General features: G+C 30.6%; 22 protein-coding genes. 20 read left to right on the top strand and 2 right to left on the bottom strand.

What is annotated here, in order from left to right; translation table 11 throughout:
* The first annotated feature begins 23 nt into the window (after positions 1-23).
* From ABXT56_RS05090 to msrB, 11 genes are all read left to right on the top strand, one after another.
* Entirely contained in the window at positions 24-1,586 is a 1,563-nt protein-coding gene (locus ABXT56_RS05090; protein ID WP_415299633.1) for a 2-isopropylmalate synthase, read from the top strand.
* Position 1,587: 1 nt separating this feature from the next.
* Entirely contained in the window at positions 1,588-2,625 is a 1,038-nt protein-coding gene (locus tag ABXT56_RS05085; protein ID WP_415299632.1) for a rod shape-determining protein, read from the top strand.
* A 5-nt stretch (positions 2,626-2,630) separates the two neighbouring features.
* Positions 2,631-3,482, top strand: a complete 852-nt coding sequence (gene mreC, locus ABXT56_RS05080; RefSeq protein ID WP_415299631.1) for a rod shape-determining protein MreC — start codon at positions 2,631-2,633, stop codon at positions 3,480-3,482.
* Between the two features lie 5 nt (positions 3,483-3,487).
* Positions 3,488-4,000: a rod shape-determining protein MreD gene (gene mreD, locus ABXT56_RS05075; RefSeq protein WP_415299630.1), complete on the top strand. Its 513-nt coding sequence runs from the start codon at positions 3,488-3,490 to the stop codon at positions 3,998-4,000.
* Positions 3,990-5,936, top strand: coding sequence for a penicillin-binding protein 2 (gene mrdA, locus ABXT56_RS05070; RefSeq protein WP_415299629.1), 1,947 nt, complete (start codon positions 3,990-3,992; stop codon positions 5,934-5,936). The genes mreD and mrdA overlap by 11 nt, the downstream gene beginning before the upstream one ends.
* Before the next feature lie 17 nt (positions 5,937-5,953).
* Entirely contained in the window at positions 5,954-7,075 is a 1,122-nt protein-coding gene (gene rodA, locus ABXT56_RS05065) for a rod shape-determining protein RodA (RefSeq protein ID WP_415299628.1), read from the top strand.
* A 68-nt stretch (positions 7,076-7,143) separates the two neighbouring features.
* Positions 7,144-8,385, top strand: a complete 1,242-nt coding sequence (locus ABXT56_RS05060; RefSeq protein WP_415299627.1) for an NAD(P)/FAD-dependent oxidoreductase — start codon at positions 7,144-7,146, stop codon at positions 8,383-8,385.
* Positions 8,386-8,412: 27 nt separating this feature from the next.
* Positions 8,413-9,282, top strand: coding sequence for a DMT family transporter (locus tag ABXT56_RS05055; protein ID WP_415299626.1), 870 nt, complete (start codon positions 8,413-8,415; stop codon positions 9,280-9,282).
* Positions 9,275-10,228: a D-2-hydroxyacid dehydrogenase family protein gene (locus tag ABXT56_RS05050; protein ID WP_415299625.1), complete on the top strand. Its 954-nt coding sequence runs from the start codon at positions 9,275-9,277 to the stop codon at positions 10,226-10,228. The genes ABXT56_RS05055 and ABXT56_RS05050 overlap by 8 nt, the downstream gene beginning before the upstream one ends.
* Entirely contained in the window at positions 10,228-11,121 is an 894-nt protein-coding gene (locus ABXT56_RS05045; protein WP_415299624.1) for a histone deacetylase, read from the top strand. Before ABXT56_RS05050 ends, ABXT56_RS05045 begins: the two co-directional genes overlap by 1 nt.
* A 2-nt stretch (positions 11,122-11,123) precedes the next feature.
* Positions 11,124-11,498: a peptide-methionine (R)-S-oxide reductase MsrB gene (msrB, locus tag ABXT56_RS05040; RefSeq protein ID WP_415299623.1), complete on the top strand. Its 375-nt coding sequence runs from the start codon at positions 11,124-11,126 to the stop codon at positions 11,496-11,498.
* 1 nt (position 11,499) lies between these two features.
* On the opposite strand, the gene grxC is transcribed toward msrB, so the two are convergent.
* Positions 11,500-11,754 (bottom strand): glutaredoxin 3, encoded by a 255-nt coding sequence (gene grxC / locus ABXT56_RS05035; protein WP_415299622.1) that lies wholly within the window; start codon positions 11,752-11,754, stop codon positions 11,500-11,502.
* Between the two features lie 3 nt (positions 11,755-11,757).
* The gene (locus ABXT56_RS05030; protein ID WP_168607274.1) at positions 11,758-12,054 is read right to left on the bottom strand and encodes a TIGR03643 family protein; all 297 of its coding nucleotides are present in this window, start codon (positions 12,052-12,054) and stop codon (positions 11,758-11,760) included.
* Between the two features lie 135 nt (positions 12,055-12,189).
* Here ABXT56_RS05030 and ABXT56_RS05025 point away from each other — a divergent pair, with 135 nt between their 5' ends.
* The 9 genes from ABXT56_RS05025 (at position 12,190) to glaH (ending at position 19,597) form a co-directional block, all read left to right on the top strand.
* Positions 12,190-12,804 (top strand): LysE family translocator, encoded by a 615-nt coding sequence (locus ABXT56_RS05025; protein ID WP_415299621.1) that lies wholly within the window; start codon positions 12,190-12,192, stop codon positions 12,802-12,804.
* A gap of 88 nt (positions 12,805-12,892) precedes the next feature.
* Positions 12,893-14,134 carry an amino acid ABC transporter substrate-binding protein gene (locus tag ABXT56_RS05020; protein ID WP_415299620.1) on the top strand — a complete coding sequence of 414 codons (1,242 nt, stop codon included), beginning with the start codon at positions 12,893-12,895 and terminating at the stop codon, positions 14,132-14,134.
* Between the two features lie 64 nt (positions 14,135-14,198).
* Complete coding sequence (locus ABXT56_RS05015; RefSeq protein ID WP_415299619.1) at positions 14,199-15,092, top strand: branched-chain amino acid ABC transporter permease; 894 nt, start codon at positions 14,199-14,201, stop codon at positions 15,090-15,092.
* On the top strand, positions 15,092-16,144 hold the full coding sequence (locus ABXT56_RS05010; protein WP_415299618.1) for a branched-chain amino acid ABC transporter permease: 1,053 nt from the start codon (positions 15,092-15,094) through the stop codon (positions 16,142-16,144). The genes ABXT56_RS05015 and ABXT56_RS05010 overlap by 1 nt, the downstream gene beginning before the upstream one ends.
* Positions 16,144-16,884: an ABC transporter ATP-binding protein gene (locus ABXT56_RS05005; RefSeq protein ID WP_415299617.1), complete on the top strand. Its 741-nt coding sequence runs from the start codon at positions 16,144-16,146 to the stop codon at positions 16,882-16,884. Before ABXT56_RS05010 ends, ABXT56_RS05005 begins: the two co-directional genes overlap by 1 nt.
* Positions 16,884-17,669, top strand: a complete 786-nt coding sequence (locus ABXT56_RS05000) for an ABC transporter ATP-binding protein (RefSeq protein ID WP_415299616.1) — start codon at positions 16,884-16,886, stop codon at positions 17,667-17,669. The genes ABXT56_RS05005 and ABXT56_RS05000 overlap by 1 nt, the downstream gene beginning before the upstream one ends.
* Positions 17,669-18,373, top strand: coding sequence for an AzlC family ABC transporter permease (locus ABXT56_RS04995; protein ID WP_415299615.1), 705 nt, complete (start codon positions 17,669-17,671; stop codon positions 18,371-18,373). Before ABXT56_RS05000 ends, ABXT56_RS04995 begins: the two co-directional genes overlap by 1 nt.
* Complete coding sequence (locus tag ABXT56_RS04990) at positions 18,363-18,686, top strand: AzlD domain-containing protein (RefSeq protein ID WP_415299614.1); 324 nt, start codon at positions 18,363-18,365, stop codon at positions 18,684-18,686. The genes ABXT56_RS04995 and ABXT56_RS04990 overlap by 11 nt, the downstream gene beginning before the upstream one ends.
* Complete coding sequence (glaH, locus tag ABXT56_RS04985; RefSeq protein ID WP_415299613.1) at positions 18,686-19,597, top strand: glutarate dioxygenase GlaH; 912 nt, start codon at positions 18,686-18,688, stop codon at positions 19,595-19,597. Before ABXT56_RS04990 ends, glaH begins: the two co-directional genes overlap by 1 nt.
* Positions 19,598-19,775: the final 178 nt, after the last annotated feature.

Genomic DNA, 19,775 nt, shown 5'->3' with positions numbered 1-19,775 from the left:
ATTATAGTTTTAAATTATTGACTATGAGCGACAAAGATAAAGTTTTTATATTCGATACCACAATGCGTGATGGTGAACAATCACCAGGTGCATCAATGAGTCTTGAAGAAAAAATTCAAATTGCAAGAGTTTTTGATCACTTAGGGATTGATATAATTGAAGCTGGATTTCCCATTGCTTCTCCTGGTGACTTTGAAGCTGTAACCGCAATAAGTAAAATCTTAAAAAACTCAATTCCATGTGGACTATCAAGAGCTAGTAAAAAAGATATAGATGCGTGTCATGCAGCTTTAAAAGCTGCTCCAAGATTTAGAATACATACTTTTATTTCAACAAGTCCATTGCACATGACGCACAAGTTAAACAAAACTCCAGAACAGGTTATGGATGCAATTAAGGAAAGTGTTACATATGCAAGAAACTTTACTGATGATGTTGAGTGGTCATGTGAAGACGGAACTAGAACGAATATGGATTATATGTGTAAAACTGTTGAACTTGCAATAAATTGTGGGGCAACTACGATAAATATTCCAGATACCGTTGGTTATACAACCCCTTCTGAATATACAAAAATAATCACAACATTAAAAAATAAAGTTCCTAATATTGAAAAAGCCACTTTATCTGTCCACTGTCATAATGATTTAGGATTAGCTGTTGCAAATTCTTTAGCTGGTGTTCAAGCCGGAGCAAGACAAGTAGAATGTACAATTAATGGAATTGGTGAACGAGCTGGTAATGCAGCTTTGGAAGAGATTGTAATGGCTATAAGAACTAGAAATGATTTGATGCCTTACTCAACTGGAATTAAAACAGAATTATTAAGCAAAGCATCTAAAGTTGTTTCGAATGCAACTTTCCCAGTTCAGTTTAATAAAGCAATTGTTGGAAAAAATGCATTTGCTCATGAAGCAGGAATTCACCAAGATGGAATGCTTAAAAACAGAAAAACATATGAAATTATGACACCAGAAAGCGTTGGTGTTAAAAAAACTTCATTAGTAATGGGAAAACATTCTGGAAGACATGCTTTTAAAGAAAAATTAAATGATCTTGGTTATAGAGATGTAACTGATGATGTAATTCAAAGTGCCTTTGGAAAATTTAAAGTTTTAGCTGATAAGAAAAAACATGTTTATGACGATGATATTGCAGCATTAGTTGATGACAGTATGGTTTTAGATAAGTATGTAATTAATCTAAAGTCATTAAAAGTTTTTGCAGGAACAGGTGAGCCTCAAAAAGCAGAAATGACTCTTGATGTTTATGGTGAGGTTAAATCAACTTCAGAAACAGGTGATGGTCCAGTAGATGCAATCTTTAAATGTATAAAAGTTTTATATCCACACGATGTAAAGCTGCAACTATATCAAGTTCATGCTGTAACAGAAGGAACCGATGCTCAAGCAACAGTAAGTGTTAGAATTGAAGAAGAGGGAAAAACAACAGTAGGGCAAGCCGCTGATACAGATACATTAGTAGCTTCAGCCAATGCTTACTTAAGTGCTTTAAATAAGATGATTATTAAAAGAAAAAAAACTGCTCCAATAGAGCACGAAACTCAGAAAGTGAAAGGTATATAAGATGGCTAATTGGTTTAAAACTTTAACAAATGTTTGGAGTCAGGATATGGCGATTGACCTTGGTACTGCTAATACACTCGTTGTACTTAAAGGACAAGGTGTGGTTTTAAATGAACCATCAGTTGTTGCTATTGCTGAGAATATGGGGAAAAAAACTGTTTTAGCTGTTGGAGATGAGGCAAAAACTATGCTTGGAAGGACTCCAGGAAATATTAGTGCAATCAGACCGTTAAGAGATGGAGTCATTGCAGATTTTATTGTGACAGAGGAAATGATCAAACATTTTATTAAAAAAGTTCACAAAAATAAAACTTTTGCAAACCCAAGAATTTTAATTTGCGTTCCAACCGGGTCTACACCAGTTGAAAGAAAAGCAATTCAAGATAGTGCACTTGCAGCAGGTGCCAGAAGAGTACAATTAATTGAAGAGCCAATAGCTGCAGCAATTGGAGCAGGATTACCAATTTCTGAAGCAACAGGATCTATGGTTGTTGATATTGGTGGAGGTACTACTGAGATAGCTGTTATGTCATTAGGAGGTTTGGTATATTCTAAATCATTAAGAGTTGCTGGAGATGCAATGGATGGAGCACTCGTAAATTATATGAGAAAAGAATACAACCTAATGATTGGTGATAGTACTGCTGAAAAAATTAAAAAAGAAGTTGGTACAGCTATTCCATCAAATAGTAATACTTATGCTGTTAAAGGAAGAGATTTAAGATCAGGAACACCCAAAGAAGTAAACATTACAGAAGAAGATACGGCAGAAGCCTTAAATGATATATTAAAGGAAATGGTAAATGGAATTAAAGACGCACTAGAAAATACACCTCCTGAATTATCGGCTGATTTAGTGGATATGGGATTAACATTAACTGGTGGTGGAGCTTTATTGAAAAATATTGATAAAAGATTTTCCAAAGAAACAGGACTACCAGTATTTATAGCAGATGATCCATTAGCATGTGTCGCAATTGGTACTGGAAAAGCTTTAGATCAAGAAGAGACCTTCTCTACCATGTTATCTGAATATTAAAAACAATGGAATCCAGTAGAGATGATTTTGTAATTGCAATTAGATCTGCCTTTTTAAAAAAAGGAACTCAACAAAGATTCTCATTATTGAGTTTGATTTTTTTTTCTATAATTTTTTTAATTCTAGGAAGTTTAAATTTTAAAGCTGTAGACTATGTAAAAATAGTTATTAAAGAGATAGCATATAGATCATCCTTCATAGTTTCTGCACCTGAAAAGTTTGTAAGAGATAATTATATTTTGGTTCAAAATCATTTTAATCTTTATAAAGAAAATGAAGATAACAAATCTGAATTAAAAAAATTACAATCAAAAGATTTATTAAATGAATTTATTATGTCAGAAAATGAAAGACTCAAAAATATAGTTGCAGACTATCTGATAGAGTCAGATATAGTACTTACTAAAGTTTTAAGTGATAAAGGAAGTCCATTTTTAAAATCAGTTATTATTAATAAGGGCAGTAAAGATGGTGTTAAACTTGGAATGGTTGCGATGGATGGCGATTATCTTGCAGGAAAAGCTATTGAGGTCAACTACTTATCATCTAGAATTTTATTATTATCAGATATTAATAGTAAGATCCCTGTAATAGTAGAACCCAAAGGAGTATTATCAATATTGTCTGGAACAGGCCAAGATTATGGAATTATTCAGTATAGTGAAAAATATGTGGATATTAAGAATCGGTCTATTGTTTATACTGCAGGCACTGGTGGTTTGTTTAAAGCAGGAATACCAGTAGGAACAATAAATAAAAACTCTTTAAAAGATGAAATAAAAGTGGATTTTTTTTCAGACTTTTCTCAACTAAAATTTGTAAAAGTTTCCACATTCATAAAAAGTGAGATTGAATGATGGAGATGAAGAATAAAAATAATATAAAAAAAATATTATCAAAAACACCTATACTTCTACTTTTTGTATCTGTTTTAAATGATTATGATTTAAATTATTTAGATTATAAATATTTTTCATTTAATTTTTCTTATATTCTAATTTTTTACTACAGCTTGAAAAAAAGTGAGAGCTTAGGTTATACTTATATTTTTATAGCAGGCTTATTTAATGATGTTGTTGCGGGAACTCCAATTGGTTTAAGTAGCTTGATGTATTTAATACTTTGTGTTGCAGCATCTTATCTTCGAAATATTACATTGAGGCCAAATTTAATTAAAGATAGTGTGTTTTTTCTTATAACAATTTTAATTATAAACTCTGTATTGTTTTTTGCTTTAAATCTAGTTTTTAATTATGAATTAGATTACATTCATCAAATAATAAATATCACATATACATTTTTGTTTTATTTCTTATTTTCAAACTTATTTGATTTTTTTGAAAATTATTTTGTAGGTAACAATAATGTTAGGTGAAAATTATAATGTAAAAAAAGTTCAAATCATTAACAGAAGAATATTTATTATTGGTATTGCTAAATTTATTATATTTACAGGTATAATAGTTAGACTATTTTCATTACAAATTACAGAAAACAAAAAATATTTAACTTTATCTGATAAAAATAGACTACGTGAATGGAGATTACCTCCAATTAGAGGTAAGTTTTTGGATTATTATGGAAATGTTATTGCTGGTAATTTAAAAGTTTATCAGCTGCATGTTATTCCAGAAGAAGTAGAGAACTTTAAATATTTGATGGTTAGGTTAAAAGAAATATTAAAAATTAGTAATAACCAATTTAGGAAAATAATAAAACAAAAGAACAATCAAAAATCATGGGAAACATTAATTATTTCTAAAAATTTAACTTGGGAACAATTTACAAAGGTTAATTATTTTTTACACGATTTAGTAGGTGCAAAACCAGTTCTATCTGTTTCACGCAATTATCCATTTAATGAAAATTATACCCATGTTTTAGGATATGTTAGTGAAGCTAGCGAAAATGATATTATAAATAATGAAACAATAAAAAATAAGCATGTACCAGGTCTTAAAGTAGGAAAAACTGGTCTAGAAAAAACATTTGAAAATGAGTTAATTGGTACAAATGGTATTCAAAGATATGAAGTTAATGCCCATGGAAAAAGAATTAGTCAGCTCGATCATACAGATGGAACTGAAGGTAAAACAATACGACTTACAATAGACACAGAAATTCAAAAATTATGCAATGAACTTTTAAATGATGTAGCTGGCTCAATAAGCGTAATGGATGTTTACACAGGTGAAATTATAGCAATGCAATCCTCACCTTCATTTGATCCTAATTTATTTCTTTTTGGCATTAACCAAGATGATTGGCAGTTAATTAGAAATAACCCATTAAAGCCATTAGTTAATAAAACGTTATCAGGTTTATATTCTCCAGGCTCAACATTGAAACCAATAGTAGCCTTATCTGCTTTGGAAAATGGAATTATTGATAAAAATTTTAGAGTAAGTTGTTCGGGAAAAATTGAAATGTATGGACAAACCTATCATTGCTGGAAGAAAAAAGGCCACGGTGTAGTGAACCTAAAGAGTGCAATGAAACAGTCTTGTGATACATATTTTTATGAAGTTGCAAGAAAACTTGGCGTGGATCGTTTAAAAAAAACAGCAATAAAATTTGGATTAGGTAAAAAAGTTTTAGATGAAACGTTTAATAATGAAAAAAAAGGATTAGTTCCAGACACAGAATGGAAAAAAAATAATTTAGGAAAAGGCTGGGTTATAGGCGAAACATTAATCACAGGTATAGGGCAAGGTTATACTCAAACAACGCCACTCCAACTTTGTCAAATGACAGCTCAACTAGCAAATGGTGGATTTAAGATTTATCCAAAAATAATTGTTGAAAAAAATAGTAAAACTGCTGAAGAAATTAGAATTATCATAAATGAAAATCGAAAAGAATTAAATAAAAAAAAAAATGGATTACAGGATGCAACAGATCTCTTAGGACTTTCAAATGAAAAAAAATATAAACCTTTATTTAAAAATGCTGAGCATATAAGATTAGTTCGTGATGCAATGTTTGCTTCAACTAATGAAGTTAGAGGAACATCTTATTCTTCTAGAATTGAAAATCCTAAATATCAATTTGCTGGAAAAACAGGTACATCACAAGTTAAAAGGATTACTAAATTAGATAGAGAGCTTGATTTAAAAACATTTGAAATTCCTTATAATGAAAGAGATCATGCATTATATATTGCTTTTGGACCATATAAAAATCCAAGATATGCATTAAGTATTGTTATAGAACATGGTGGCTCAGGTGGTTCAGTTGCTGCGCCAATCGCTAAAAAACTTTTTAAATTGATTATAGACAGACATGAACTTAGAGAGAAAGTGAGTATTTAAAAAAATATTAAAAATAAATGCAAAGAAATTCATTCAACGCACAGTTATCTTTTTTTCAAAAAGTAAAAAATTTTGATTATATTCTATTATTTTGTATTTTAGCACTTGGTTTGATTAGTGCTTTTTCAATGTATTCAACAGATGGTGGACAAATTTTATTTCATAGCAAAAGTCATATAACAAAATTTATAATTTTTTTTATAATGATGATTTTTTTATCTTTTTTTAATATAAAATTTTGGCACTATTTTGCTTATTTATTTTACATAGTTGTTTTGTTTTTTTTAGTTTGGGCTTCTTTGTATGGTATTAAAGCTTCAGGATCTCAAAGGTGGATAAATCTATATTTTATTAATATGCAGCCCTCTGAATTAATGAAAGTTGCAATAATAGCTTGTCTTGCAAAATATTATCATCGTATTCAGCTTAACAAAGTTAATAATTTTCAAGTTATATTTGTTAGTTTGATAATTTTAATTTTACCAATTATGCTTGTTATCAGTCAACCTGATTTAGGTACCTCGATTTTGATTGCTCTTAGCGGGTTAGTCGTTGTATGGCTTGCAGGAATAAATGTTAAATATTTTGTTTATTCCTTTTTAGCTTTATTAATATCAACACCTTTTGCGATCGCTTTATTGAAGCCTTATCAGAAATTAAGAATTTTAACGTTTCTCAATCCAGATAGAGATCCTTTGGGAGCAGGATATCAAATTATTCAATCTAAAATAGCTGTTGGATCTGGTGGTTTAAGTGGCAAAGGCTTTTTAAAAGGCACTCAAAGTTATTTAGAATTTTTACCAGAAAAACATACAGATTTTATCTTTACTCTATTTGCTGAAGAACATGGTTTTCTAGGATCAATAGGTTTATTATTAATTTATACAGTCGTTATTTATAGAGTGTTAAAAATTGGCTCAATTTCAAGAAGTTATTTTGCTAAACTTTTTTGTTATGGTTATGGGACTGCAATTTTTATTTATATTACAGTAAATATGTCTATGGTTTTGGGTCTATTGCCTATTGTTGGCTCTCCACTACCTATTATGTCATATGGTGGATCTTCAATGCTTGCTACTATGATTGGATTTGCAATTGTTATGAGTGCAAAAATTAACCACAAACAACTTATAGCATAAATAATTTAGATGTTTATTTGTCGAATTTGTCGCGAGAATATTTAAATTTATAAATTATATAAATAGTTATGAATAAGAAATTAAAAATTGGAATTATTGGTGCTGGTATTCAGGGTATTTCTAACGCATTATTTTTACAAAAAAAAGGTTTTAGTGTAACAATTTTTGACAAAGATGAGCCAGGTAGTCCTGCTGCATCTTACGGTAATGCAGGTCATTTTTCTCCTTATGCATCTGTTCCAATAAATAGACCAGATGTTTTAACAGATGTGCCTGCTATGCTTTTTAGCTCAACAGGCCCACTTGCTCTTAAATGGAACTATGTTCCAAAAATGATTCCTTGGTTTTTAAAATTTATTAGGAACTGCACAACTAAAAGAATGATGCACACTGCTAAAAATATGCATCAAATTTTAGATTTAGCATTGTCTACATATGATGAATTATTTGATGAAATAGATATCGGTGGATTGGTTGAAAAAAAAGGTATTTTATATATTTGGAATGATCAAAGTTTAAAAAGTAGAGACTTAGAGATAAATGTAAGAAATGAACTTGGTGTGGATCAACAAATAGTAACCCCAAAAGAAATTCATGATCTAGAACCAAATATTAAACCCATTTATCATGGTGGTGTTTATTATCAACATGGTAGACATGCTAGAAATCCAAAAAAAATTCTTTTAAAACTTTATGATCTTTTTTTAAAAAAAGGTGGAAAATTTCTAAAAATGAATATTAATGATATTAGACTTGATGATGAAAAACCAATTTTAAAAACTGAATCACAAAGTTTTCTTTTTGATAAAGTTATTATTGCTTGTGGATCTTTTTCAAAAAAACTAACAGATAATTTAGGCGAAAGAATACCCCTTGATACTGAAAGAGGGTACCATATTCATTTTAAAGATTGTGATCATCTTTTAAGTAGACCTGTAATTTTTCAAAATAGAGGGTTTGGCATAACCCCAATGGAACAAGGACTTAGAGTGGTAGGAACTGTTGAGTTTGGTGGGTTAGATAATCCATTATCTAAAGCAAGAATTAAGAATTTAGTTAATAATGCAAAATATATAATGGGTGATTTACCAGAACATGAAGATGAGTGGCTTGGCTTTAGACCAACACTACCAGATTATTTGCCTGTAATAGGGCCTTCAAAAAAATATAAAAATGTTTTTTATTGTTTTGGTCATCACCATTTAGGATGGACTTTAGGACCAATTTCAGGGAAAATAATCTCAGGAATGATTGCTGAAGAAAATACAAATTTAGATTTAAAGCCATATAGCTCTCTTAGATTTAGTTAAGTGACTCAAAATTTTAAAGCTTATTTGATGTTGGTTTTAGCAACATTATTTTGGGCCGGTAATTTTATAGTAGGGAAAGCTGCTTTTGTTGAAAATATTCCTCCAATGTCTTTAGTATTTTTCCGATGGTCTCTTGTTTGGTTAATATTGATACCCTTTACTTATAAAGAGATATTAAAGTACAAAGATGTAATTTTAGAAAATTTACCATTATTATTTTTCTTAGCTTTAACGAGTGTTGGTTTGTTTAATTCATTCACATATCTTGCTCTTGTTTATACACAAGTAATTAATGCTTCACTTTTTAATACTGCTATTCCAGCAATGATAATTTTATTGTGCTTTCTATTTAAAATTGAAAAAACTAATAGGTTTCAAATCATGGGTTTAATTCTTTCAGTAATTGGAATTTTATCAATTATTACCAAACTTGACTTAAATATTTTACTTTCACTAAATTTTAACAAAGGTGATATTATAATGATAGGGGGAGTTATTACCTGGGGTCTTTATTCATCTTTTTTAAAGAAAAAAAAATTTACTTTACCACTTCTTACTTTAGTTCATATTCTATGTACGTTTGGTTTATTATTTATATTGCCTCAATTTTTATTTGAAGTATCACGGGGTCAAATTATAAACTTTGATATTAATCTTGGTTACATTTTAATTTATCTTGCTTTATTTCCTAGCATTGGCTCTTATTATTGTTGGGCAGGGGCTGTTTCTATAATCGGTGCTAATAGAGCGGGTATTTTTTTATCTTTAATTCCTTTATTTAGCACAATTCTAGCAATGATTTTTTTTGATGAAAAATTTTATTTTTTTCATTTCATTGGTTCAGTTTTAATAGTATTAGGTTTATTTTTATCAAACAAAAAAACTAAAAATGCTTAAAGTTGCCATCTTAGATGATTATCAAAATGTATCTCACGAGTTTGTTGATTTAAAAAAACTATCTGGAAAATATGAGTTTAAAATATTTAGTGAACCCTTTGAAGATGAAGCAAATGCTATAGAGCAATTAACAGATTTTGAGGCTTTATTAATAATGAGAGAACGAACCCCAATTACTAAAAATTTAATCGATAATTTAAATGATCTTAAATATATCATAACAAGTGGCTCAAGAAATAAAGCTATAGACTTAGCCGCTGCTAAAAAAAGAAGAGTTATAGTATGTGGAACAGAAATTGATTTTGCTGGTACAACAGAATTAACTTGGGGCTTAATTTTAGGATTAGCTAGAAATTTTAAAGAAGAAATTGATAACATGTATCAAGGCTACTGGCAGTCAACTATTGGCCTTGAACTTAAAGGGAAAATTTTAGGTTTAGTTGGACTTGGAAGAGTTGGCTCTCAAGTTGCTAAAATTGGTAAAGCATTTGGTATGGAAGTTATGGCTTGGAGTGAAAACTTAAACTTAGACACTTGTAAAGAGTTGGATGTCCTTCCGTGTAGTAAAGAAGATTTATTTCAAAACTCAGATTTTATATCAATTCATGTTCAGGGAGGAGAAAGATATAAAGAATTAATAAAACTAAAAGAGCTAGACTCAATGAAGAAAACTGCTTTTTTAATTAATACCTCTAGAGGATCAATTATTAATGAGGATGATTTAATTATAGCATTATCAACTAATGTTATTGCTGGAGCAGGCCTTGATGTTTATGAAAAAGAACCTTTACCAGAAGGAAACAAACTAAGATTTTTACCAAATGTACTGTTGATGCCACACATTGGTTATGTAACTGCAGAAAATTATAGTGTGTTTTATACCCAGATGATTGAAGGTCTTGAGGCCTGTGTAAATGGTAAGCCAATTCGTATTATTGAAAAATAATGGAGCTTCCAGTAGTCAATCATAAAGATTATGTTGCAAAAATTGGTGATGATCACAAGTTTCCGATTAATAAATTTGGTGAACTTGCAAAATACTTAATTGATCAAAAGATTGTAAAAAACTTTTATAATCCACTTGCCTGTTCTTTTGAAACATTAAATCGAGCCCATTCAAAAAATTATATCAATGATATAAAAAATAAAACTTTAGATGAAAATGCAATTAAAAAAATTGGTTTTCCATTAGTTGACAGTGTAGTCCAAAGATCTTTAGTTGCAACAGGTGGAACTGTTTTAGCATCAAAACTTGCATTAAATTATGGAATTGCATGTAACACAGCAGGTGGAAGTCATCATGCAAATTATGATGGGGGAGCTGGTTATTGTGTTTTTAACGACGTAGCAGTTGCTGCACATTATTTATTAGATAGAGGATTAGCTAATAGAATATTAATTGTTGATTTAGATGTTCATCAAGGAAATGGAAACTCAGAAATTTTTAAAGATAATAAGCATGTTTTTACTTTTAGTATGCATTCAAAAACTAATTATCCTGCTAAAAAATCTATTAGTGATCTAGACATCGAGCTTCAAGATAACCTTGAGGATGATTCTTATATTAAAACACTTAAATTTTATCTTAATGAATTAAATAATGAAAATTTTGACTTTGTTTTTTATATAGCCGGTGTTGATATTCATTTTAATGATCGATTGGGTAAATTAAAAATTTCTGATGAAGGAATAAAAAAAAGAGATGAATTGGTAATAGAAAATTTTTCCTCTAAAAGAATACCAATCTGTGGTGTTTTAGGTGGAGGATATAATAAAGATTTTAATAAATTAGTTGAATTACACTCTTTATTACACCAATCATGTGCTAAATTAATTTAAATATGACTAAAAAAATTAACAAAGATCTTACTGCTGAACAAAAATTAGTTTTATTTGAAGATGGAACTGAAGCACCAGGTACTAGTGAATTAAATCATGAGAAGAGAGAAGGTAGCTATCACTGTACAAATTGTGATGTAAAATTATTTAACTCAAACGCTAAATATGAAAGTGGTTCAGGTTGGCCTTCATTTTATCAATCATTACCTGATGCTTTTGAAACTAAAACAGATACTTTATTAGGTTACGAGAGAGTGGAATATCATTGCAAAAAATGTGGTGGCCATCATGGTCATATCTTTGAAGACGGACCAAAACCAACTGGAAAAAGATATTGTAATAACGGAGTTTGTCTAACTTTTAAGCCTAAAAATTAATTTACTTTAAAAGTTCTAGTAATTTATTTTCTTTTTCAAGAGCTCTAGTTTCATCGTAGCCACCAATATGTTGATCATCAAAGAAAATTTGTGGAATAGTTCTTTTACCATTAGCCTTTGTAATCATCTCATCCATTGCACCATCAACTGTTGCAATGTTGATTTCTTTATATTCAATATTGTTTCTAGTTAATAATCTTTTTGCTGCATCACAAAAATTACAGAGTGGACCTGTATAAATTGTTACTGATTTCATGACTTATAAATAATCATTCTTTTTAATTTTACTAGTTATTTCTTTTCTAGAATACTCAAACTTCTTTTTATGTTTAATACTTTTTTGGTTAACTCTTTTTCTCCACAATCTAAAAGAAACTGGCTTTATAGATCGTCTCATAATCTTAATTACTTCACCTTCTGTCTTTCCAGTCTTTTTCTCAATTTCCTCAAATGTGATACGATCTGCCCAAGCAGCCCAGATGATCCAGTCAGGATCTGATATATGGGGTTCTGGATTTTTAACCCTAGTTATGGGGGTGTGACCTTTTTTTTTCATAAATCCTTTATTTTCATTATATTTAAAAAAATTGATTAATGCATTTTATTTAAGGCCATGGTATCTTCAAATTTAGATAGTCCATCTTAGCCATCTTTAGCTCCCGGTTTTTTTGGACTATCCTCAGACCTTATAATGCTCCCTTTAAATTATTTCCTTTTTTTACAGATAATTTTATTTCTATTTATCACCCCAGGTACTCCAAGAATTGTGATCATTTCATATTCTATGAATTATGGAGTTCAAAAATGTATTTGGACAGCACTTGGAGATGTAACAGCAAATATTATTCAAGCAACTTTAGTAATTTTTGTACTAGGATCTTTTTTTGTCGATAATCCAAATTTTTTAAATATGTTTAAGTGGGCAGGAATAGCTTATTTACTTTATCTTGCTTATGATATTTATAATTCAAAGCCAAAAGATATAAATACAAATAATACTACCTCAAAAAGTTTTTTTTCTTTTTTTAAAGATGGTTTTTTAGTTGCAGGAACAAGTCCTAAAGCTTGGATGTTCTTTCCATTAATCTTTCCACAGTTTATTGATTTTAATTCTAATTATATTGTTCAATTTATAATTTTGATCACAACATATGTAGTTTTAGATTTTTTATCTCTGATTGCTTACGCGATACTTGCTAGAAAATTAATTGTTTGGATAAAAGCAAATCCAAAAGTAATAAATACAATTTCAGCGTGTGTATTAATATTAATTGCGCTAATCATTGCTTTTATTCAAAAGTATTAAGTCGCAATCTTTATTACTCTCTTGTTTGTCTTTTAGTTTAGGAGTTTAATTAATTTTTTAAATTTAAAACTAATAGAGGAAAATAAAAATGAAAATCAGAAATATACTAATTACGTTAGTTTCTGCAATTGCTCTTTTAATTTCAGCTTCAACTATATCTTTCGCAAAGGTTGTTGGGGATAAAATTATTTTAGGTGCAGCTGTTTCATTAACTGGAAAATATTCATCTAATGGTGTTCATACTCAAAATGGCTATAACTTAGCAGTTGAGAGAATTAACAGCATGGGTGGTGTTAAAGTTGGTGGAAAAACTTACAAGTTTGACATTATTTATTACGATGATGAATCAAACTCTGGAAGAGCAGCACAACTTGCAGAAAGATTAATCCAACAAGATGGTGTTCAGTTTATGCTTGGGCCTTATAGCTCAGGACTTACAAAAGCTATGGCTCCTGTAACTGAAAAATATCAAGTTCCTATGGTTGAAGCAAACGGTGCATCTAGATCGTTATTCACTAAAGGCTACAAATATTTATTTGCAGTACTTGCTCCAGCGAACTTATATCTTGATGTAGCAATTGATCTTGCAGTTGAAAAAAATGGTGGAAAACCAGTTAAGATTGCAATGGCATTTGAACAAGATGCTTTCTCACAAGATGTGAGATTGGGTATTGTTGAAGCTGCTGAAAGAACTGGATCAAAAATCATTATAGATGACAAGTTACCAAAAGAGCTTAACGATATGGCTGCCACTTTATCTAAAGTTAAAGCTACAAATCCAGATGTTCTTGTAGTTTCAGGTCATACCAAAGGTGCTTTAACAGCTGTTAGACAAATCTCAGAGATGAAAGTTGATGTGAAAATGTTAGCAATGACTCACTGTGATGCTGCTAAATTATCTAAGCAACATGGTAAAGCTTCAGAGTATGCACTTTGTGCTTCGCAGTGGCATAAATCTCTATCATACAAAGATAAGTTCTTTGGTGGTGGCATGAAATATGACGCTGACTTTACTAAAGCTTTTGGATATGCACCACCATACCAAGCTGCTGAATCTTCTGCTGCCTTATTAGTTTTCAAAGATGCGTTCGAAAGAGCACAATCATTTGATACTAAAAAAGTTAGAGATGCTTTAGCTGCAACTGATATGCAAACTTTTTATGGAAACATAAAATTTGCTGCAGGTGGTCAAAACGTATCTAAGCCAATGGTACTTTTCCAAGTATCATGTAACGATGATGGTAGTAAGTGTGAAAACAAAGTTGTTGCTCCAACAAAATGGGCATCAGCTGAGTTGGTACACCCAATCCCATCTTGGTCAGAAAGATAATACCTAATATGCAAAATGCTCCCTAGCAATAGGGAGCATTTTTTTATAAACATTTAAAGAATTTATGGATTTTTTAATTTTCCAAGCTCCTATTTTAATGGTTCAAGCGTCAATGGATGGAATACTTCTTGGTATTTTGTTTGCATTAATTGCTTATGGAATGGCATTGCAGTGGGGAGTAATGAATATAATAAACATTGCTCAAGGTGAATTAGTAATCATGGGTGGATACATTGCGTACTTTATGTATCTATCAGGAATACACCCAGCCTTTGGAGCAATTGTATCGCCAATCATTATGTATTGTGTAGGTTGGGGAATGTACAAACTTGTTATTAACAAAGTAGTAGACAAAGATTTATTTACATCAATTCTTGCAACTTTTGGAATTAGTATTTTAGCTCAACAACTAATGAACTTTGCATTTGGTGCAGATGTTGTTGTTGCTCAATCAAATTTTGGAACAACAATGTTATTTAACAACTCAGTTACACTTCCTAATGCAAAGATATTTTCAGGTGCTATTTGTGTGATATCAGCAATTATTCTTGTCATCTACATGAAGAAATCAAAATTAGGTAGAGCAATTAGAGCAACAGCTCAAAACGCAAGAGCAGCAAAAATTTTAGGTGTTGATACCGAGAAAGTTTATGCAGCAACTTTTGGTATTAATGCAGCATTATGTGGAATAGCAGGAGCATGTATCGCAATCACATTCACACTTCACCCTTATACAGGATTACCCTACACAGTTAGATCTTTCATGATTGTAATTATTGCAGGACTTGGAAATTTACCAGCTGTTGCAATATCTGGTATGGGCCTTGGTGTATTTGAAGAATGGGCAGATTATCTGCTTGGAACAGAATTTAGAATTGCAGCAGTATTCTCGTTATTAGTCATTATACTAGTTTATAGAAGGTTTAAATTAGCCCGAAAAAGAGAGTATTTAAAATAGTGAGTAAAAATACTTTATTATATGCTTGTTTAATAATCTTTGGCTTAGCTGGAGCATTTATATTTCCAGCTTACAAACTTCAATTATCATTTCTTTATATTTTAATTGTTCTAGCCATGACTTGGGATGTTCAAGGTGGACAGATGGGTTACAACACGTTTGGAAATATATTATTTTTTGGTGTTGGAATGTATGTTGCTTCGAGCACTCAAATAGCAATGTTTTTCTCATTAGCTGAATGGACAGATGCAGGTGGAGAAAAAACTTTTGTTCACACTATCCCTCAATTTTTTCAAGGTTTTGGAGTGGGAATACTATTAGCAGGAATTATCCCAACAATAATTGCAGGAGTAATTGGTTATGGAATTTTAGGTTTAAGAGGGCACTATTTTGCAATTTGTACTTTAGCATTAGGAATTGCTGCAGGTGAACTTGCAGGTGGAATTGAAATAATTGGCGCAGGTCAAGGTATGACAGTTCCAGTTTGGCCAAAAGGATTTGGTACTAATGCTTCTTCATCTCAGTTTTTATATTATTTGTGCCTTGCTCTTGCAGTTGTAACATTTGTTACTTTAAAATGGGCTTACAGCACAAGATTTGGTTTAGTTTTAAATGCAATAAGAGACAATGAGGATAAAGCTGAAGCAATGGGAATTCACACAATGAGATATAAAATTATTGGTTGGATGGTTTCAGCATTCTTTGTTGGAATTGCTGGAGGATTAATGGGACATATTAATGGTTACATTGAACCAACTGAAATTGCATTTGCTGGACCAACTTTTGGTGTGTTCATGGTTTTAATGGCAATCCTCGGTGGTAAAGGAACCTTATGGGGACCACTTGTTGGTGCAACTATATTTCACTTATTTAAAGAGGGCTTTTGGACTTACTTCTTGGGCTGGCAGTATGTTGCTCTTGGAGTTTTAATTATCGTAATTGTTGTTTATTTTCCTGAAGGGGTAATGGGATGGTTAAGAGAAAAGTATCCTGAAAGATTTGGTGAAGTTGTAGATGAAGCTGACTTAAAAGCACAGGTGGAACTAAAGTAATGGCTATATTAGACATATCAAATGTGAGTAAGTCTTTTGGTGGTGTTAAAGCCAATGTTGATATTTCAATGTCAGTTGAACAAGGTTCAATTGTTGGATTAATTGGTCCAAATGGATCTGGTAAAACTACTTTATTTAATTCAATTGTAGGAACCTATCCCATCGACAATGGTTCGATTAAATTTGATGGTACAGAAGTTTCAGAACTGCCAGTACCTGTTGTTGCAAAGCTTGGATTACTTAGAACTTTTCAACAAACTAGAATTTATGGAAAATTAAACTGTATTCAAAATATGTTAATCAGTAACAAACCTGAGAATGATGGAATATTATCAGTATTTCAAAAGATACCATTTGATTTAACAGACAAAGCAGAAACGTTATTAAAATTTGTAGGTCTTCATCAAAAAAGAAAGCTTAGAGCTGGTGATCTTTCATTTGGACAGCAAAAATTACTAGAACTTGCAATGGCACTAATGAATGAACCTAAAATGCTTTTATTAGATGAACCAACAGCTGGAATAAACCCTACTTTAATTAATGGAATTATTGACCGTTTAATCAGTGTTAATAAAGACTACGGAATTACCTTGCTAGTTATAGAGCACAATATGAAAGTAATAATGAATTTAGCACAAAGAGTTTTTTGTTTAGCACACGGTCAAATGTTAGCAAACGGAACTCCAGATGAAATTAAAAATGATAAGCGTGTGCTAGACGCTTACCTGGGGGCACAATAATGTCAAATCAATATGATGTATTAGGTAAAGCACCAGGACCAGAAGATTTACAAAAATTATCTCCAGATAATATTCACTTAACTATAAAAAAATTATCAGCTGGTTATGGTAAAATGGAAATACTTCATGATTTTAATTTAAATGTAAGTAAGGCTCAGTCACTATGTTTGATTGGTCCAAATGGCGCGGGGAAGTCTACCATACTTCATTCTATTTATGGATTTACAAATATTTTTTCAGGACAAATAGAAATTGATGGAAAAGACATTACCAACTTAACTCCAGCTCAAAAACTTACATCATGTGGAATTGCTTATATACTTCAAGATAATTCTGTTTTTCCAGATATGACTGTTGAAGAAAATTTATTGATGGGTGGTTATTCCAAAGAAAATACTGACGAGTCCTATGAAGAAGCAGAAAGAATTTTTGAAAAATATGAAAGATTAAGAAATAGAAGAAATCAACCTGCTAAAGTTTTATCTGGTGGAGAAAGAAGATTGTTAGAAATCTCTAGAGCATTAGTTATGAAGCCATCAGTATTGCTTGTTGATGAACCTTCAATTGGTTTAGAGCCAAGGTATATTGACATGGTTTTTGAAATATTAAGAGATCTTCAACAAAACGAAAAAAAAACAATTATTTTAGTAGAACAAAATGCCAAAAAAGGATTAGAGTTTGCAGATATAGGTTACGTTTTAGTATCTGGACAAACTGCGATTGCTGGTAAAGGCGATGAATTATTGCAAAACCCTGATGTAGGTAGATTATTCCTTGGCGGGTAATGATTAATAAAAAATTTTTCTTTAAAGGTTTTAAATCAATTCTAACTCCAGACAGCCCAGCCCTTGCACTTGGTTGTTGCTTTATTGCAATAGGTGCACTTCTTAAAAATTTAGGTTTTAATATTCAGGAAAGTATTTTTTCAACCATGCTTACTTATGCCTTACCAGGTTCATTGGTTATGGCTGAGTCGTTACTAGTAGGAGCATCGCTATTAAATATTTTTTTAGCAGTTTGGTTTGTTAATGCTCGACTTTATCCAATGGCCGTTTCTTTATTTCCATTAATGATGCACAAAAGTCAGCCAAGATGGAAATATTATTTTTCATGTCATTTCATTGCAGTCTCTGCTTGGTTAATAATGAAAAGCAAATACAAAGATATTGAAAAAAAACATAGAATTGATTTTTGGATTGGAATTGGCTGTGCAACTTGGACAACAGCAGTTATAGGTACATTTATTGGATTTTATGCATCAGATTACTTGGATAAAAATATGATGATGGGTCTAGCAATTTTAAATCCAATTTATTTCTTATGTATGATGGTTGGTGCAATGAAATCTATACAAATAGTAGCATCTGTAATATTGGGTTTATTGTTAGGACCAATATTTTATTTTCTATCACCTGAATGGTCAATTTTACTTGGTGGACTTATTGGTGGAACTATTGCTTATTTAATAGGAGAACTAAGTGTCAACTAGCATAGTTCTTGCAATTTTAGTTACATCGTTAGCAACATTCTCTTCTAGATTATTGGGAGCTATTTCTTCTGAAAGAATAAAAGAGACGTCAAAATTATTTAGATATTTTAATTGTCTTGCATACTCAACTTTAGCAGCACTGATTGCTAGAACAATTGTTTTTCCCGTAGGGGTTTTATCTGATGCAAGTTATTTAAGTAGATTAACTGTAGTCTTATTTTGTTTATTCATATTTTTTATTTCAAAAAGAAATTTTGTATATCCAACTGTTATTTCTGCTATTATGATGACAGTGTTAAGTAATTATCTCTAATGGAAAATATTGCCGGAATAACAATAAAAGAACATCAAAATTCAAAAAGAATAATAGACATTAGAATTGAAGATGAAATTTTAGATAAACTAATATTTCCATTTAATAAATTTGATATTACTGCACTTGAGTACAAACCATTTACTCGTTTCACTTTAGCAAAAAGTTTAGACGATCTAACATCTAATAAATTAAGCAAATTTATGAATAAGATAATAAGAGATCGGGAAACAGGTTGTTTTATTATTGGACCAAAGAATATTAATTCTAAGATCGATCATACTTTTTTGGTTAAATTATCAACTGCTATTGCTCATTTGATTGGAATTCCAAATCACGATTCAATGGCCGGAAAATATTATGCTAGATTTACTGTTAAGCATGAGGATAAAAGTGACTCGTATTTAAGAAAAGCTTATACCAATATGGATCTTCATACAGATGGAACTTATGTTAAAGAGGTTACTGACTGGTTATTAATGACTAAAATTGATGAGCAAAATGTAGAAGGTGGAGAGACCGCAATGTTACATCTAGATGATTGGGAACACTGTGAATATTTATACAACGATCCAATAGGTAAACAGAATTTTATTTGGGGTTCACCAAAAAGTAAAAATATAGATTACAAAGTTGAGCACCCTGTTTTTTCTTCTGATGAAAAGGGTAGGCCCAAGATTTCCTATATAGATCAGTTTCCTGAACCTAAAAATATGGAGCAAGGTACGTTTTTACAGAACCTTTCTGATGGGATTGAGGAAAGTAAAAACAAGCTGGTTATTAAGCTTCCAGTTGGTTCAGCAGTTGTCGCAAACAATTATTTTTGGCTTCATGGGAGAAAACCTTTTAAGGAAAATATAGAATTAAGTAGAGAACTTTTGAGAATCAGGGGAACATTTTTTTCAGAATGATTTATTTTGATTTTTTAAATAAAACTTATGATTGTAAGATAATAAATAATCTAAAATGCTTTAAAATTAGCTAATTTAAAGGGTTTTTTTGTTGTAATAATGCAACATTAATCAAAAAAGAGAAAATTTAGATAAATAATAATATATTTTAACAAAGAATTTATTATAAGGTGTCTAG

Origin of the sequence: Candidatus Pelagibacter sp. Uisw_134_02, assembly GCF_047720265.1 — a bacterium.
In the GTDB taxonomy this organism is placed as follows: domain Bacteria; phylum Pseudomonadota; class Alphaproteobacteria; order Pelagibacterales; family Pelagibacteraceae; genus Pelagibacter.
This window is presented reverse-complemented; position numbering and strand designations above follow the sequence as displayed.